Source organism: Anaerococcus sp. Marseille-P9784, assembly GCF_902500265.1.
Classification (GTDB): domain Bacteria; phylum Bacillota; class Clostridia; order Tissierellales; family Peptoniphilaceae; genus Anaerococcus.
Window position 1 is genome coordinate 108693 of record NZ_CABVOZ010000002.1, and the last position, 15844, is coordinate 124536.

At 28.4% G+C, this 15844-nt stretch carries 18 protein-coding genes; 3 read left to right on the forward strand and 15 right to left on the reverse strand.

Annotated features, from left to right (window positions below):
* Positions 1 to 19: 19 nt before the first annotated feature.
* Both GAN53_RS09730 and GAN53_RS04230 read right to left on the reverse strand, forming a co-directional pair.
* Positions 20 to 193: a hypothetical protein gene (locus GAN53_RS09730; RefSeq protein ID WP_192574089.1), complete on the reverse strand. Its 174-nt coding sequence runs from the start codon at positions 191 to 193 to the stop codon at positions 20 to 22.
* A 50-nt stretch (positions 194 to 243) separates the two neighbouring features.
* Positions 244 to 1518 (reverse strand): radical SAM/SPASM domain-containing protein, encoded by a 1275-nt coding sequence (locus GAN53_RS04230; protein ID WP_151409744.1) that lies wholly within the window; start codon positions 1516 to 1518, stop codon positions 244 to 246.
* Positions 1519 to 1802: 284 nt separating this feature from the next.
* Between GAN53_RS04230 and GAN53_RS04235 the strand changes: the two genes are divergently transcribed.
* Positions 1803 to 2669, forward strand: coding sequence for a helix-turn-helix domain-containing protein (locus GAN53_RS04235; RefSeq protein WP_151409745.1), 867 nt, complete (start codon positions 1803 to 1805; stop codon positions 2667 to 2669).
* Between the two features lie 76 nt (positions 2670 to 2745).
* Here GAN53_RS04235 and rplS read toward each other — a convergent pair whose 3' ends face one another.
* Genes rplS through ylxM form a run of 7 tightly spaced genes read right to left on the reverse strand, consistent with a single transcriptional unit; the run spans position 2746 to position 6450 of the window.
* The gene (rplS, locus tag GAN53_RS04240; protein WP_151409746.1) at positions 2746 to 3093 is read right to left on the reverse strand and encodes a 50S ribosomal protein L19; all 348 of its coding nucleotides are present in this window, start codon (positions 3091 to 3093) and stop codon (positions 2746 to 2748) included.
* Complete coding sequence (gene trmD, locus GAN53_RS04245) at positions 3080 to 3787, reverse strand: tRNA (guanosine(37)-N1)-methyltransferase TrmD (RefSeq protein WP_151409747.1); 708 nt, start codon at positions 3785 to 3787, stop codon at positions 3080 to 3082. Before trmD ends, rplS begins: the two co-directional genes overlap by 14 nt.
* A complete protein-coding gene (gene rimM, locus GAN53_RS04250) occupies positions 3780 to 4265 on the reverse strand; it encodes a ribosome maturation factor RimM (RefSeq protein ID WP_151409748.1) in 486 nt (161 codons plus the stop codon). The genes trmD and rimM overlap by 8 nt, the downstream gene beginning before the upstream one ends.
* The gene (locus tag GAN53_RS04255) at positions 4262 to 4486 is read right to left on the reverse strand and encodes a KH domain-containing protein (RefSeq protein WP_151409749.1); all 225 of its coding nucleotides are present in this window, start codon (positions 4484 to 4486) and stop codon (positions 4262 to 4264) included. The genes rimM and GAN53_RS04255 overlap by 4 nt, the downstream gene beginning before the upstream one ends.
* Positions 4487 to 4490: 4 nt before the next feature.
* Positions 4491 to 4736 (reverse strand): 30S ribosomal protein S16, encoded by a 246-nt coding sequence (gene rpsP / locus GAN53_RS04260; protein ID WP_099320914.1) that lies wholly within the window; start codon positions 4734 to 4736, stop codon positions 4491 to 4493.
* Positions 4737 to 4772: 36 nt separating this feature from the next.
* Positions 4773 to 6116, reverse strand: a complete 1344-nt coding sequence (ffh, locus tag GAN53_RS04265; RefSeq protein ID WP_151409750.1) for a signal recognition particle protein — start codon at positions 6114 to 6116, stop codon at positions 4773 to 4775.
* Between the two features lie 10 nt (positions 6117 to 6126).
* Positions 6127 to 6450, reverse strand: a complete 324-nt coding sequence (gene ylxM / locus GAN53_RS04270; protein WP_099320916.1) for a YlxM family DNA-binding protein — start codon at positions 6448 to 6450, stop codon at positions 6127 to 6129.
* Between the two features lie 535 nt (positions 6451 to 6985).
* On the opposite strand from ylxM, the gene GAN53_RS04275 reads away from it, so the two are divergent.
* Positions 6986 to 9460: a hypothetical protein gene (locus tag GAN53_RS04275; protein WP_151409751.1), complete on the forward strand. Its 2475-nt coding sequence runs from the start codon at positions 6986 to 6988 to the stop codon at positions 9458 to 9460.
* Between the two features lie 780 nt (positions 9461 to 10240).
* Here the strand turns inward: GAN53_RS04275 and GAN53_RS04285 are convergent.
* Positions 10241 to 11491, reverse strand: a complete 1251-nt coding sequence (locus GAN53_RS04285) for a S1C family serine protease (protein ID WP_151409752.1) — start codon at positions 11489 to 11491, stop codon at positions 10241 to 10243.
* 157 nt (positions 11492 to 11648) lie between these two features.
* Here GAN53_RS04285 and GAN53_RS04290 point away from each other — a divergent pair, with 157 nt between their 5' ends.
* A complete protein-coding gene (locus tag GAN53_RS04290) occupies positions 11649 to 12356 on the forward strand; it encodes a B3/4 domain-containing protein (protein ID WP_151409753.1) in 708 nt (235 codons plus the stop codon).
* 39 nt (positions 12357 to 12395) lie between these two features.
* On the opposite strand, the gene GAN53_RS04295 is transcribed toward GAN53_RS04290, so the two are convergent.
* The 5 genes from GAN53_RS04295 to GAN53_RS04315 form a co-directional block, all read right to left on the reverse strand.
* Entirely contained in the window at positions 12396 to 13469 is a 1074-nt protein-coding gene (locus tag GAN53_RS04295; protein ID WP_151409754.1) for a DUF2871 family protein, read from the reverse strand.
* Positions 13456 to 14037: a TetR/AcrR family transcriptional regulator gene (locus GAN53_RS04300; RefSeq protein ID WP_151409755.1), complete on the reverse strand. Its 582-nt coding sequence runs from the start codon at positions 14035 to 14037 to the stop codon at positions 13456 to 13458. The genes GAN53_RS04295 and GAN53_RS04300 overlap by 14 nt, the downstream gene beginning before the upstream one ends.
* Positions 14038 to 14145: 108 nt before the next feature.
* Entirely contained in the window at positions 14146 to 14586 is a 441-nt protein-coding gene (locus GAN53_RS04305) for a GNAT family N-acetyltransferase (protein WP_151409756.1), read from the reverse strand.
* Positions 14587 to 14640: 54 nt separating this feature from the next.
* Positions 14641 to 15081, reverse strand: coding sequence for a GNAT family N-acetyltransferase (locus tag GAN53_RS04310; protein ID WP_151409757.1), 441 nt, complete (start codon positions 15079 to 15081; stop codon positions 14641 to 14643).
* A gap of 125 nt (positions 15082 to 15206) precedes the next feature.
* Positions 15207 to 15818, reverse strand: coding sequence for a nucleotidyltransferase domain-containing protein (locus GAN53_RS04315; RefSeq protein WP_225791816.1), 612 nt, complete (start codon positions 15816 to 15818; stop codon positions 15207 to 15209).
* Positions 15819 to 15844: the final 26 nt, after the last annotated feature.

The window sequence follows — 15844 nt, forward strand, 5'->3', positions numbered from 1 at the left end:
TTATGCCGACCTATTATTATTAATTATTAATTAACTCCGCCTTCTTAAGATTAATTATATCAATTAACTTTCCTTGCGTCAGCCAATTATTACAAGCACAATTACTCATTGGTGTTACTTTAATAACTTTCATCTTATTTTTATAATCTTCTTTTTGCTTATTTTTTTTCTTTAATATTACTTCACTAGTCATAATCGCTCCTTATTTCTTCTTATAGGTCGGCATAAAAATTTATTAGAATTCTATATAATTGCTTTCAGTAAATAATCCATAAGTAATTTTGAATGTATACAAAAACCTTCATCAATATGTCTATCACTATATTGCTTATAACATCCCCCACCACATATTGGTAGAGCATAACATTCAATACAGGTTCCATTATATATAGGACTATTTCTTTTAATATTTAATTCTGTATTTTCTATTTGTAGCAAATTTTCAAAATTATTTTCTTTTATATTCCCAATGTAGCTACTTTTATCGTTAAAATCACAGTTACATATAGATACATCTCCATTATATGAAACAGTAAGCTGTTCCCCAGCCATTGCAGAACAATCGGCATAGTTAAAATTATTATTATAGAAGGACTCTAACTTCCTATTAATTCTATCCTCATATATATTTGAACTGTTAATATAGCTACTAATAATAAAATTAGTGACATCTTTATAATATTTTTTTATATAATCTAAATTATAATTATCATCCCGAAAATGTAGCATATTGTAATTGATACTCTTGACATCTCGTCTAATATTCCAAGAGATAACTTCCTTTTGTTTTTTAAGAACTTTATTTGTAATAGTAAGTGATAATCCATAATCTATTTTATTTTCATTCAACAAAGGAATTTTTTCTAATACACCATTATATACAGAACCGCTATGCTGTTTTCTCTCATTTACTCCTACTGGACCATCTACTGAAATCACAATACTCACATTATTTTCAGAAAGAAATTTCACCGTTTTTTGATCTAAAAGAGTTCCATTAGTAATCATAGATATTTTATAAGTGAATCCTTTTTCCCTCAATGTTTTTACTATGTAAAAGAATTCTCTTTTATTAGTTAAAGGCTCACCACCATAAAATATTAATATGAATTCTTCAGAATTTATATTAATATATTCAAATATCCTATCAATAAGTATATCTGACATTTCCCTATCCATCTTATAATCATCATTATTTATGTAATTATTTTTGTAAACAAAACAATAATCACATTTCATATTACATGTTGCCGATGGAATCACATAAAGTGTTTTTAAATTACTCTTTTTTTCAAAATTTTCTAATAAAATTTTATATAGGTAATTGTCTATATCGTCATCACTTACATAAATATATTTATTAAGTAAATCATTCTTTTCGTCTAGATCAACTTGATAATTTATTATTCTTTTTAAATAATGTCTATCTACATATTTGATATCAAAGTATATATTATTATACACAGCATAACAATCATCGTTAATATCTATAATCTTAGTATATCTTGATAGCTTCATATTTTTTTCCAAACTTTAAATAACAATATAAGTTTGCTACTTTATATTTCATATCTATTATTGCATAAATAAATCGTATTGTCCTCTCTATCATTTCCTGTTAAAGTTACTATAATATTGAGTGCCAATATAGTACTTAGTATAATTCTTATTATTAGTTTTTTATTCATTTACATCTCCATTTTTGTTATAATGATAACAACTTAGTAACTTTAAATATATATACAATCTTTCTATAGACAAAAGAATGTATATATTATATAATAATTTGTTAGGTGATAAATATGAAATCAGTAAATCATTCTTTTGCTAACTATATGAAAAATATTAGAAAATCTAGAAAACTTACTCAAGAAAAACTATCAGAGCTGTCCTATATAAATATAAAAACTATTTCTGAAATGGAAAATGCTAAGGCTAATATTGACTTAGATAAGCTGGAAACACTTTCTACCGCCTTAAATATAGATCTAGTGGAGCAATATTTCAATATTTTATTTAAAGATTCAAATAGTATTGATCAAATAATTAATTCCTTGAATAGCAGAGACAGATTTCATGGAAGCAGTCAATCTAAGGAAATAGAAGCTTTAGAAGATATAAAAAATAGAACTGATAGGAAAATAATAAAAAATAAAGCTCAGAAATTGATTTTGTATTTTAAAAGCATTGAAGTAAAAGATGATGTTACTCTCAAAAGAAAGCTTCTCTTGGATGCTTTAAAAATAAACCGTAATTTTGACTTTGAAAATCTAGAAAATAATAATTATAGCAAAGTAGATTACAGAATACTATTGAACTTTGCCTACACAGATAAGAATCCTAGGCAAAGACTAAAAATTTATAAATTTATTGAAGATTCTAATATTGATGATAATGATTTAAATTCTATCTTATTTCATAATATAGCTAACACATACTATATTCTAGAAGAAAGTGAAATAGCTTTAGAATATATAAATAAAGCTATTAATCTCAATTCTGATAACCCAGCTTCTGCAGTTATGCTTTATACTAAGTCCCTTATATTATATGATCTATCTAAAGATTATGAACCATACGCTCGAAAAGCTCTAGAAATTAGCAAGGAAACTGATCAGAAACTTTATTCATATATTTTAAATAAATGTAAGAATATATTTGTCAAGTAGTGTTTTTTTGTTCAAAATATGATCCACTTTTCTTATATTTAAAAAAAGCAAGAATAGAAATATTCTTGCTCGATTTTTAATAATTTGTTTTTTCTTTTACCTTTGTAGCCTTGCCTTGACGATCTCTTAGGTAGTTTAGTTTAGCACGACGTACTTTACCATGTCTTGTTACTACAAGTTTTTCTATTCTTGGTGAATGATATAGGAAAGTTCTTTCAACACCAACACCGTAAGAAATTCTTCTTAGGGTAAAGGCTTTGTTGATTCCACCCTCTTTAATCTTAATTACTGTTCCTTCAAAGTCTTGAAGTCTTGTTTTGTCACCTTCTTTGATTCTGTATGATATTCTAACTGTATCACCTACGCCAAAGTCATAGTTTTCTTCTCGTAGATTTTCTTTTTCAATTTTTTTAATTAAATCCATTTTTATTCTCCTCTCTTAGGAATTTTTCGTATAAGTCAGCTCTTACTCTTTTTGTTTTTTCTATTGCAGATTTTCTATTCCACTGTTTTATCTTTTTATGATTTCCACTAGTTAACTCATTTGGTACGAAATAACCATTGAAAACTCTTGGTTTTGTGTATTCATCTTGCTGCAATAGTATATTGTAATGTGAATCAGTAACAAGTGATTCTTCTTTTCCTACTACTCCGTCTATAAATCTTGCCATGGAATCTATCAGTACCATTGCTGGTATCTCTCCACCAGTTAATACATAATCTCCAATGGATATTTCATAGTCGACATAGTGGTTTGTAATTCTAGCATCAATTCCCTCATAGTGGCCACAAATTATTATAAGATCTTTAATTTCTGCAAATTCGATTGCTAATTTCTGATTTAATAAGGATCCTGTAGCTGACATAAATGCTACTTTTGATCCAGGTTTTTTCACAGACATTAAAGCCCTGTATAATACATCTGGCTTAATAAGCATTCCTGCCGCTCCACCATAAACTGTATCGTCTACATGATTGTGCTTGTCATTTGAAAAATCTCTTATATTTACAAATTCTAATTCTAATAATCCATTTTCTATGGCCTTGCCTATTACTCCATAAGTTTTTAGGAATTCAAAACTTTCTGGAAATAAGCTTAGGATAGTTACTTTATTCATAGTCGCTAAAGTTTTCTACTTCTATTAATCCATTTTCTAGATCAATTTTTTTTATTGTAGCCTTGATTGCAGGTAGATAAATTTCGTCTTTATCTGTTTTTATTATATAAACATCGTTGGGATAAACACCACTTATTACATCTAGAACTTCTCCAACTTTTTGCCCATTGTCGTAGACATCTAGACCAATTAGTTTATAAATATAGTACTCATTTTCTTCTAAGTCCCCTAAATCTTTTTCATCTATATAAATATCTTTGCCGACAAATTTTGTAACATCATTTATATCGCCAAATTCTTTAAATTTGATGATTTTAAGATTTTTTTGATCAAAAGAAGATTCAATGGTTAATTCTTTATCATCGATAAATAATTTTGAACCATTTTCAAATCTTTTTTCATTATCTGAAAGACTTTTGATTTTAAGATTTCCCTTTATTCCGTGAGTACCGACAATTTCAGCTACTGTAATTCTCATATTCTTATATTGACCTTAACATTTTCTTTAATAGCTGCAGATCTTGCTATAGTCCTTATTGAGTTGATGATATTTCCACGAACGCCAATTACTTTGCCCTTGTCAGCGTCATTTACATGGATTAGTATATTTACTTGACCATCTTCTCTACTTTCTTCGATTTCTACAGCATCTTTGTCATCTACTAATTCTTTTACTATTAATTCTACTAATTCTTTCATATCATTAAGCTAATACGTTGTTGTCATTGAAAAGTTTTTCAACGATTGATGTTGGTTTTGCACCATTTTTTATCCATTGTTTTGCTTTTTCGTTGTCAATTTTGAATACTTTTGGTTGACTTACTGGATTGTAATATCCAATTTCTTCGATGAATTTTCCATCACGTGGACTTCTTGAATCTGCTACTACAACTCTGTAAAATGGTTTTTTCTTTTGACCCATTCTTTTTAATCTAATTTTTACTGCCATTTTTCTTCCTTTCTTTTACTAAAATTTAATATTGTTTTAAAATGGGAATTTAGGCATCCTAAATCCTCTTGTTCTTTTAGCTTGGCCTTTCATATTTGACACTTGCTTCATCATCTTTTTTAGTTCTTTAAATTGTTTTAATAGTTTATTTAGTTCTTTGACATCGACTCCAGAGCCTTTGCTTATACGCTCTTTTCTGCTTTTGCCGATAATTTCTGGTTTTTCACGTTCTTGTTTGGTCATTGAGTTAATTAATGCTTCGATTTTTACAAAAGCTCGATCATCGACGTTAATATTTTTAAGCATCTTGTTGTTAACTCCAGGTATCATTGCTAAGAGATCTTCCAATGGTCCCATATTCCTAATTTGATTAATTTGTGCCATAAAATCATCTAGGGTAAAGCTTTGATTCCTCATCTTCTCTTCAAGCTCTTTGGCACTTTCTAAATCAATTTGATTTTGAGCTTTTTCGATTAATGATAGGACATCTCCCATGCCTAGGATTCTATTTGCCATTCTATCTGGATAAAAAGCTTCAAGATCTTCTAGCTTTTCACCTACACCAACAAATTTTATTGGTTTGCCAACGACTTCTCTGATTGATAAGGCTGCACCACCTCTAGCATCACCGTCAAGCTTGGTTAAAATTACACCTGTGATGTCAAGGTATTCGTCAAAAGTTTTGGCTACATTTACAGCTTCTTGACCAGTCATGGCATCAACTACAAGTAAAATCTCATCAGGTTTACTAACTTCTTTGATTTTCTTTAGCTCATCCATTAGGTCAGTATCAATTTGTAAACGACCTGCAGTATCTAATATTACGGTATCGTAATTGTTAATTCTTGCATAATCTTTGGCATTTTTGGCAATTTCTACTGGATCTTTTTTGCCTTCTTCAAAAACAAAAACTCCAGCATTTTTCCCAACAACTTTTAGCTGATCGATTGCTGCAGGCCTATAAATATCAAGGGCTGCTAACATAGGATTTCTATTTTCCTTTTTTAGTTTATAAACGAGTTTACCAGAGTGTGTTGTCTTACCTGAGCCTTGAAGTCCCACCATCATTACAACATGAGGAGTGGATCCTCTAAGATCAAGTTTTGAATTCTCCTTACCCATCAAATCGGTTAGCTCTTCATTTACGATTTTTACTACCATTTGACCAGGTGTCAAAGATTTCATAACATCTTCACCAAGGGATCTTTCCTTGATTCTTTTTACAAAATTCTTAACAACTTTATAATTAACATCAGCTTCAAGAAGTGAAAGTCTTATCTCTCTCATTGCATTATCGATGTCTTTTTCTGTCAATTTCCCTTTACCAGTAAGTTTTCCAAGACTTTGTTGGAGCCTATCTGCTAAACCTTCAAACACCATAATATCACTCCTAAATATTTTCTATCTGTTCATTCAACTTTAAAATTGCTTGTTCATAATTTGAACTTTCCATCAGCTCTCTTATACTCATAAGAGCATCTTTGAGCTCCTCTTTCTTTTTTAGCAAAGAAAGCTCATCTTCAAACTCAAATAGTTTATCAACGCTTCTTGTTATCATCTCTGAAATTGCTTGCTTACTTTTGTTGTTGTTATCGGCAATTTCTTGTAAGGACAAATCTTCGTTATAATAGCAATTTATCACATCTTTTTGTTTATCATTTAGTAGTGAGCCATATATGTCGAATAATTGGGCTACTTTAACAATTTTTTCCATCTAATAATTCCTTGCTGTTTAAAACTCTAAAATAAAACAATTTATAGAATAAAACTAACCATCAAGAAATTTTCTTGACCTATAAAGTATACTAGCAATTCAATCTAATGTCAAGACTTTTTCTTGACTGTTTTTTTTTGAATTTTCAATCTTAAATAAAATTATTTCAAGCAAAAATTAATTTGAAATTTGAAAATATTTTTGATTATAAAAATTTACAAATATTTTAAAAATAAAAATAAAAAATTTCCTATTTAATTTTACAAATTTATTTGTACAATTATTTTTTAGTATTATTTTCAATAAAGACAATATTTTGATATACAAAGAAAAAAATTTTTGTTATCTTATTTATGATAATGATTATCATTATGGATTATTTCCTTTGAATTTTTATTTTAAATTTGCTTTTTTAAATTTTTTATTTAAATGATTTGAAATTTAAAAAAATTACTATTTAAATGAAAATCAAATAATCATTATTTATTTAATTATAATTTAATAGAAAAAATTTAACATTATGGAGGTTTAAATTTTGAAAAAGAATAAAAAATACGCTACTGCCCTAATTTTGGCTATGGGCTTGGGGGTTGTTAATCCCGTTTATAATTCATACGCATCTAATAATAATGATAATATGGTTGAATATAGAGAAAATTCTACTGGCATTGCTGATAATTTAAATGAAAAAAATCTTGAAAATGAACTTAGCAAGGCACAAAAAGAATTAGATCTTGCAAATGAAAATTTAAAAGCTAAAGAAAATGAAAAAATAGAACTTGATAAAAAAGTTTTATCTTTACAAAATGAACTTAATAAAGCCATTGAAAATAAGAAAAAAGCTGATAATGATTTTATTTCTGCTTCCAAAAAACAAAGTGAGGCAAGTGAGGACTATATAAATCTTAAGGAAAAAAAGAATAAACAAGTTGAGGCTGACAAAAATTTAGCCAAAGCAAAAGAACAACTTAATATTGCTAAAAATCAACAAGAAAAAGCAAAAGAGAATTTAAATTTAGCTCAAAAAAATGCTGACGAAAAGAAAAAAGCCCTAGACTTGGCAAATAATAAGCTTGATGAGGCTAAGAAAAACGAGAAAGCTCAAGAAGATATTTATGAGAATCAAGCAAAGAAAAAAGCAAGCGATGCCTTGGAGAAAAAAGATAAGGCAAAAAAAGATTTAGACCAAGCGCAAAAAATTTCTGATGAATATTTGGAAAATAAAAAAGAAGATTTGACAGAAAAAAATCAAAATTTTGATAATTTAAAATCAAAAGTTGATGATTCACGCAATTCTTTAAATTCTCACAATGAAGATTTGGATAAACTCTATGCTTCCATTAAAAATTATGAGAAAGACAATACTGATATAAGCGATAAACAGTCAGAACTTAAACAAAAATTGCTAAAAGCCAAAGAGGATCTTAATTGGCTTTCTCCAACAAGTGAAGGATATAAGGCAAAACAAAAAGAAATTGATGAATTAAATAATCAAATAAAAGAAATTGATGAAATTTGCGATAAAATTACTAAAGATTACAAAAATTTAAATGACAAGGCTCAAAATGAACTTGACAAAATAAAAGATTATAACGGTGATTTCCGTGATCTCGAAAAAAATATCAAAGAAAAAAGCCAAGCAAATGCCAAAAATATGGTAATACAAGAAATTTTAGATGAAAAATTAAACAAGGATAATCTAAAAGAAAAAGCTGATGATGCAAATAATAAATTAGGCGACTTGTATTTAGAAAGAAATGGCAAAAGACATGATTACGAAATGATTAAAGATGAATACCACAAGGCTTGGATGAAATTACAACATGCAAGTGAAGTTTTGGAAGGGCAAAAAAATATTGCTTACGATTCAAGTAGAGATGAGATTTTCAAAAATGATGCCAAAAAACTTATAAAAAGATATTCCAAAGAATTTGAAGATAATCTTGCAATATTAAAGGAAAAACTTCCCCTATTAAAGGAGAAAGCTAATATTTATTTAGAGTCTATGGCAGAAGTTGAACAAGCAGAAGCTTATGCAAAAGCTTTAGAAAATGCAAATGATTTGCTTGAACAAGTAGATAAAAATAAAGAAAATCTTAAAAATTTAACCGATTCTTTCAACCAAGCTAATACCCAATACGAACAAGCACAAAAAGAATTAGAAGATGCAAAAAAACTCCTAGATTCTAAGAAAAAAGAAACTGAAGCTAATGAAAATTTGATAGCAAAGGCAAACGAAGACCTAAACACAGCCAGCCAAAATTTGAATAAAACAAAAATCCAAAAAGATCAAGCTGACAAAAAGGTCAAAGAACTTGAAGATTTGATAAAAGATCTTACAAATAATTTGCCAGAAAAAATAGACGATGAAAAAATAAATGAAGCTAAAGAAAAATATAATAAAGCAAAAAACGAAGCTCAAATAGCTCAAGAAATGCTTGAAAAAGCACAAAAAGAAGTTGATGAAATCAAAGCTAGACTTAATAAAGCAGATGATGAAAAAACACAATTGCAAAAAGATATAGACAAGGCAAAAGATGACCTTGATTTAGCAAAAGATAATCTTAAAAATAAAAAAGACGCCCTAAGCTTACAAGAAGAAAAAGAATCTATCCAAAAAGCAAAAGAGTCGCTTGAAAATTTATTAAAAACTAGCAAGAAAATAAATGATAAAGATTTAAATAAGGTAATTGAAGAAATAGAAAAAACCTCTAAAGGCGAAAATCTAACAATAAATGATATTCTTTCATTAAATAACAAATTAACCGATGCCCTAAATAATGTAAAATTAAAGCCAAAAGATCAAACAAATGCATCAAATAATGCTAGTGACAAGGAAAAAAATAAAAATACTCCGGACGAAAAAAATAAAAAACAAGAAGATAAAAATAAAAGAAAGGCTCAAGGAAGAACCAATCCAAAAACAGGAGTTGAAAGCCTATCCTTTGTTGGAACTTCCTTGGCACTTTCCCTATCAGCTCTTTTTGCTTTAAAAAAGAAAAGAAAATAAACTCACAAACTCTTTAATATTTTTTTAAAAAATGAGCATCTACCAAATTCTTAAAGGCAAGGTTGATGCTCATTTTATATTCTTTTGGTTTTACTTTCTTTTCGTCTTTTGGTTTTTCTTCGTTAGTTTCTGGCTTTTCTGTTTTGTCGTCTGGTTTTTCTGGGGCGACATCTGGCTTTTCTGGGGCGACATCTGGCTTTTCTTCTTCGCCTTCATTTACTGGAGCTTTCTTTATAGTGATTTTTTCATTTTCTACATCAAATTTTTCTTATACTTTTACATTTTCACTTGTTTTTTCTGTCTTTTTTAAAGCTTTTCTACTGTTTTTTCTTCATTTGCTTTTGCATTAGGAATTATTAGCCTTACCCCAAGTGCTAAAGCTAGACTAGCACTTATAATTTTCTTATTTTTGTTCATAAATTTTCTACTTTTATTTATTTTTTTAAATATTCTTTCACTAAACTTTATATATTGTAAAATATTTTAAATATTTATCAATAAAATTAAATTCGAAAATTTTGAAACTATTTCCACTAAAAAACATGGGCAAATTAATCAATTTTACCCATGTTTTTGGTGTTTCTTTAGTAGTGAGCCATATATGTCGAATAATTGGGCTACTTTAACAATTTTTTCCATCTAATAATTCCTTGCTGTTTAAAACTCTAAAATAAAACAATTTATAGAATAAAACTAGCCATCAAGAAATTTTCTTGACCTAGCTATTATACGACTAAATAAAAAAGGTGTCAAGGAAAACTCTTGACACCTTTAAATTTTTTATGGTAAGTTGAAAAATGGATTTAATCCCCTTTCTTTCTTATCATTATTTTCTATTTTGTTATCAGGATTTGCTTGTTTATATTGGTCTACTTTTGAAGAATCTAAGGTAAAAGTAAAATCAATATCCATTGTTTTTCCATCTCTATAGACAGTAATTTTTGCACTATCTCCTACCTTATAATTAAGCAGTTGTTTTTTTAGTGAAATCATATCTTTAACTTCGTTTCCATCTATAGCTGTAATTAAATCTCCCTTTTTAAGTAGGTCATTATCATCAAATACACTTGCAACGACAACACCTTTTTTATCTTTTAAATCACCAAGATTTATTTGTGGATATTGTAAAAAGTAGTCTAAGGATTGACCTGTAATTCCCAAATAAACAGAATTAAATTTTCCATTTTGTTTTATTTGATCAATTACTGGCTTTACAATATTTATAGGAATTGCAAAACCGATTCCATCGCTATTACCAGCTTTTGCGGTATTTATAGCAATTTGTTCTCCTTTAGCATTTAGTAAAGCTCCACCAGAATTTCCTGCATTTATGGCAGCATCTGTTTGCATTAATCCATCCATTTGAGCTCCGGTATTAAAGCTTACAGATCTATTTAGGCCTGAAATAATACCACTTGTAACTGTAGATTGTAGCTGTAAGCCAAGTGGATTTCCAATTGCCACTACTCTATCACCTACACCAACTTCATCACTATCGCCCAATTCCATTACTGGTAAATTTTCTTTATCAACTTTAACAACGGCAAGATCTAATGTTGCATCATTCCAAACAAGTTTGGCAGGCGCTTTCGAACCATCAGAAAATAATACATTTATCTCGTTGACATCGCCATCGCTTACTACGTGGGAATTTGTTACTATATATCCATCTTTACTTACAATAGACCCAGATCCAACTCCTTCTGCATAGCCAGATTGTGGTCCAAAAAAAGTATTTTGTACTACTTTTGAAACTGTCGTAATTCCTACTACGCTATCAATTGATTTTTTTACTACAACTGATTCCATTGACTCATTTTCTTTTATTTCTATCTTTTTATTATTAGCCTTAGAAGCATTTTCTACTTCTTCTATTTGTTTACTAGGCTCATTTGAAGCTTTTTGATCATTACTTTTTACTGAAATTGTAGTAGTTAGAACATAAACTAATATTCCACCTACAATAGCACCTAGCAAGGCACTGACAAATGAAGGTAGTCCTTGCTTTTTTGAATTATCTCTATTAGCCATAACTATTCCTTTCCTTTCTAAAATTTCTATACCATTATACTACTCTTTATTAGATTAAGTTTATATAAAGTTCGCTAAAACATGGTAAATTTGACTTATTTGTACAATTTAATATAATTATCTATAAGTTAAATTATCTATAATATAGGAGGATACTATGAGTAAATTTATTGCCGACCAATCATTTTTTGAATTATTTCCAGATGCAAAAATCGGTGTAGTTCTTATGCATGATATAAAAAATAACGAAAGTTCAAGTAAAGAAATTAGACAAATGCTTGATGAAGCCAACGAAAAAGCTTACGATTATTTGACAGAACCGGTTTTTTCAGAAAATAAAGTTATCAAAGTTTGGAGAGATGCTTTCAAGAAATTCAAAACCAAAAAAGGTGCTAGATGTGCCATAGAAGCTTTATTAAAAAGAGTTGATAAAGGTAATCCTGTTGGATCAATTAACCCTTTAGTAGATATTTATAATTCTGTTTCTTTAACATATGCCCTACCTGGTGGAGCAGAAGATATCGATAAATTCGTAGGAAATATGGTTTTAAAAATCACTGATGGTGGAGATAGCTTCCAAGCTTTAGGTGATGATGAAACATCAGAAACCTTACCTGGAGAATTAGCTTATGTTGATGATGAGAGTGCAATCTGCAGATGCTTTAATTGGCGTGATTGTGTAAGGTCAATGATTACTAAAGATACCAAAAATGCCATTTTCTTTATGGAATCAATTGATCCTGATAGAGATGAAGATCAAAAAGAAGCTCTAAAAACAGTTGCAGAAAATTTCGAGAAATATTTAGATTGCCAAACTGAAACAAAAATCTTAACAAAAGATGATCCTGAAATAGTTTTGAAATAAAAATGTAAATGCCAGCAAAATTAATTTGCCGGCATTTTTTTATATTATGACTTTTTTAATATTTTCAAATTTATAAATTTTATATACATTAGAAATTAAAGCAACTGTTAGTATGCTGTGTCCTATTCCCGAAATCAATGAGATTGCCATTGGATTTATTATGTTTTCCCCCTGGGAAACTACTGTGTAAATTCCACCTAGCATCATACTTATTATTGTAATTACAAGTCCTGTCATATAAATATGATAGGATTTTTTTAAGGAATTAATTTTTTCTTTGTCGTAATTTTTAGCTAGCAAATAGAAAATTAATCCTAAGAAAAATCCCAAAGTTAAGCTATGAGTGTGAACGATTCTTATATAATTAAATTCTGTAAAATTATAAAGTTTATTAAATTCTCTTGAAAATACTCCACCCATTATTCCCATAATTAAAAATACTAAGGAGTTTGCCAAAATTGAGAAACTACTATGTTCTCTAACAAAATATTTAAAGCCTAAAATTACTATAAATAAATATGCCAATGTTTTTGGCATCATTAATGCTCCAAGACCTGGATATTTATCGGCAAATAAGACTACTGGAATATAAAAAGCAAAACTTAATAAGATTAGCCACCACATATTTTTAAGTCCAGGTTTTTCTTTTTCCTTATATGACCAAATTATTAGAACAAGACCCAAAATCGCAAATGGAATATTTCTATAAATGCCCCAAATATAAGACTCGTTGGCTTTTCCCCAATTGTTAGCTGGCATTAAAACTAAAATAATTCTGATTATTGCAAGTCCGTAAACTAGGATTTTTTTCTTATTGTCTAAATCTTTTGATTGACTTCTATAAAAATAGTAAAATAAGACGTAAAAAATCGTCATTGTTATGCTTGTTACAAATTTCCCCCAAGATAAAGCCGCAAGATTAGCTTCAAATCCACCAGGACTTAAATGTGAAATTACTCTTGGCAAAAGATGGAAACTATCTCCAGCGCCTAACAAAATTGCCATTATTCCAAATAATTTTGCTTCTTTGTTTTTTTCTAATAATAGCCTTACTCCAAAAGCTATTACCAAAATTAAATATCCTATATCAAAAAAACTTTCACCTAGCTTCATTAAAAATCCCCTCCTTTATCCATTTTATATGGATTTTGTATTTTTCTATAAATAAATCTTTGTCCCATTTTTCTCTAAAATTTCTCTGAATAAGCGCATGGACAACAGCTCTAAAGAAGTTTACTTTTTCTAGGTCAACACCCATTTCTTTTGCCTTGTCAAAAACTTTATTGTAATCCTGGTGATTTTTGATCCGATTTTCTTCTAAATATTCATTCCAATGAAGAAATCTATTTTTGTATAAATTGTAACAAGAATCATCAAAGATTATATCGGCAATTTCATAGCCAAAATCATCAAGACAAAGGCTAATATCGCCATTATTTTTCTTTAAAGTTTTCATAAAAAGCAAATGAATATCGTATGTTTTGTTATCTAAAATATAAAAATACGAATCATAAAGATTTTCAAAATACTGATAAAAACTTCCTCTAGCTATGGATAAATTTTCTACAATTGTCTTAATATTTACATCAGCAAAGGCTTTATCAGAAAATTCTTTTGTCAAAACTTCTGTAATCCTATCTTTTTTTTCCTTTTCTAAATTATAAAATGTATCTTTTGGCAAATAAAACCTCCTTTCATGACACCGTGTCATTTACAGAAAATATTATATGTGACACCATGTCACTTGTCAAGTAAAATTTTTTTATAAATTATTATTCTTTTTTATATTTTAAATTTTATAAACATACAATTCTTCATCTATTTGCTTAAATCCAACGGAAGTAAATGCTCTTTGACTTTGCTTGTTAAAAGAATAAATATTTGCCTTTATTTCTTCTCTTTTTAAATCTTTTGCAAGTTTTATGATTTCTTTAATGCAGAGCTTACCTATTCCCAAATTTTGAAAATCTTTTGCTATAACTATGCTTATTTCATTATCATCTGTTAGACTGATGTCCCCTATCAAGTTTTTTTTATATTCTATATAGTAACAAAGACCATGGTCATTCAAATAATTATACATTCTGATAAGTCTGTCTTTGTAGTAAATATAATCTATATTGTCCACTTGTTTGCATAGATCATAATCTTGATACCAAGTTAATGTAAGCTCATAATTTTCAAAATAAGGAATAAGACTTATTTCATCTGTGATTTTTCTTTCTTTCATATCTTGCCCAGCTCTAATATTAAAATAATATTTTTTAATATTTGCTCAAAAAAATTAATCTACTATTAATTCCATTTTTATATGAGGGATATCATCCAGCAAAAATTCCTCAGAAATTTGCTCAAAGCCTAAATTTTCATAAAATTTTCTTGCATAGCTTTGAGCTTCTATATATATTTTTTCTGCTTTAAAATTTTCTTTGGCAGACTTTATTCCCTCACTTAAAAGTTTGCTTCCAATTCCACATCTTCTTTTTGCAGAAATCACTCTTCCAATTGCAACATCTTCGCTTTCAACTCCCTTATCCAAAATCCTTAGATAGGCGATAATCTCATCAGCTTCTTTAAAATAAACATGAATAGCTTCGTAATCCAAATTATCGATCTCTTCATATGGACAACTTTGTTCAACTACAAAAACATCGACTCTAAGTTTAAGTATTTGATATAGCTCATGGGTTGATAGTTGATCAAAACGTTTTATATAAGTTTGCATATAATCCACCTTTAAAATATGTATTTAATTTATATAGCTAGTTAATTTTACCGTTAACCCTAGCCTATTTTTTCTTTTAAAACAAATCTACATTTTGGAAAATAATTTCCTATAAAAAATTATACTTAATTATCAAAAATTATGTACTTGCCCCATTGGATGATATCTTTGTTTAATCTATTGGTAATCGCTTTGGCAAAAAGTTCGTAGGCTTTTTTATCGTTGGTTTTCAGAAATGAGATGGCTTTTTTGCTGCCAAAATAATACATATCTCTTAATAAATAATAATCTTCTAGGCTTTCTGCCAGAAAAGAAATGGCTCTAAAATCTCCTTCCAAATCTCCTTTTTCTAATCTATTTAATGTTTTTCTAATCCATGAAATAAGAAAATTTTTCTCATTTTCGTCTGTAAAAGTATTTTGATTTACATAATTTTTAACTTTTTCTTTTAAATCTTTGCCAATACCCTTATCTTTTACTATCTCCGCCCAGTAAATTGGCAAAAAAGTATCGACATCAAGCTTTCCTATTTCATCTTTGTCATAGATAAAACAATCTAACCTAACTTTCTCAACTAGGCTGTCGTCGTGGCTTATATTTTTATCTTCGACTATTATCAAGCAATCAAAATCACTAGTAGAATCATTTGTCCCTTCAGCATAGGAACCATATAAAAATATCGTTAACGGATGATATTTTTCTTCCAAATAATTTATAATTTTTTCTTTTATTTCCATAAAATTCTCTTTTTCTAAATCCTCAA

Excerpts from the sequence above, each read along its gene's own strand:
- GAN53_RS04315 (WP_225791816.1), bottom strand. The coding sequence starts at position 15,818 with ATGGAAATAAAAGAAAAAATTATAAATTATTTGGAAGAAAAATATCAT.
- GAN53_RS04290 (WP_151409753.1), top strand. The coding sequence starts at position 11,649 with ATGAGTAAATTTATTGCCGACCAATCATTTTTTGAATTATTTCCAGAT.
- ylxM (WP_099320916.1), bottom strand. The coding sequence starts at position 6,450 with ATGGAAAAAATTGTTAAAGTAGCCCAATTATTCGACATATATGGCTCA.
- ffh (WP_151409750.1), bottom strand. The coding sequence starts at position 6,116 with ATGGTGTTTGAAGGTTTAGCAGATAGGCTCCAACAAAGTCTTGGAAAA.
- GAN53_RS04230 (WP_151409744.1), bottom strand. The coding sequence starts at position 1,518 with ATGAAGCTATCAAGATATACTAAGATTATAGATATTAACGATGATTGT.
- GAN53_RS04310 (WP_151409757.1), bottom strand. The coding sequence starts at position 15,081 with ATGCAAACTTATATAAAACGTTTTGATCAACTATCAACCCATGAGCTA.
- GAN53_RS04295 (WP_151409754.1), bottom strand. The coding sequence starts at position 13,469 with ATGAAGCTAGGTGAAAGTTTTTTTGATATAGGATATTTAATTTTGGTA.
- GAN53_RS04235 (WP_151409745.1), top strand. The coding sequence starts at position 1,803 with ATGAAATCAGTAAATCATTCTTTTGCTAACTATATGAAAAATATTAGA.
- rpsP (WP_099320914.1), bottom strand. The coding sequence starts at position 4,736 with ATGGCAGTAAAAATTAGATTAAAAAGAATGGGTCAAAAGAAAAAACCA.
- GAN53_RS04285 (WP_151409752.1), bottom strand. The coding sequence starts at position 11,491 with ATGGCTAATAGAGATAATTCAAAAAAGCAAGGACTACCTTCATTTGTC.
- GAN53_RS04255 (WP_151409749.1), bottom strand. The coding sequence starts at position 4,486 with ATGAAAGAATTAGTAGAATTAATAGTAAAAGAATTAGTAGATGACAAA.
- trmD (WP_151409747.1), bottom strand. The coding sequence starts at position 3,787 with ATGAATAAAGTAACTATCCTAAGCTTATTTCCAGAAAGTTTTGAATTC.
- GAN53_RS09730 (WP_192574089.1), bottom strand. The coding sequence starts at position 193 with ATGACTAGTGAAGTAATATTAAAGAAAAAAAATAAGCAAAAAGAAGAT.
- rimM (WP_151409748.1), bottom strand. The coding sequence starts at position 4,265 with ATGAGAATTACAGTAGCTGAAATTGTCGGTACTCACGGAATAAAGGGA.
- GAN53_RS04305 (WP_151409756.1), bottom strand. The coding sequence starts at position 14,586 with ATGAAAGAAAGAAAAATCACAGATGAAATAAGTCTTATTCCTTATTTT.
- rplS (WP_151409746.1), bottom strand. The coding sequence starts at position 3,093 with ATGGATTTAATTAAAAAAATTGAAAAAGAAAATCTACGAGAAGAAAAC.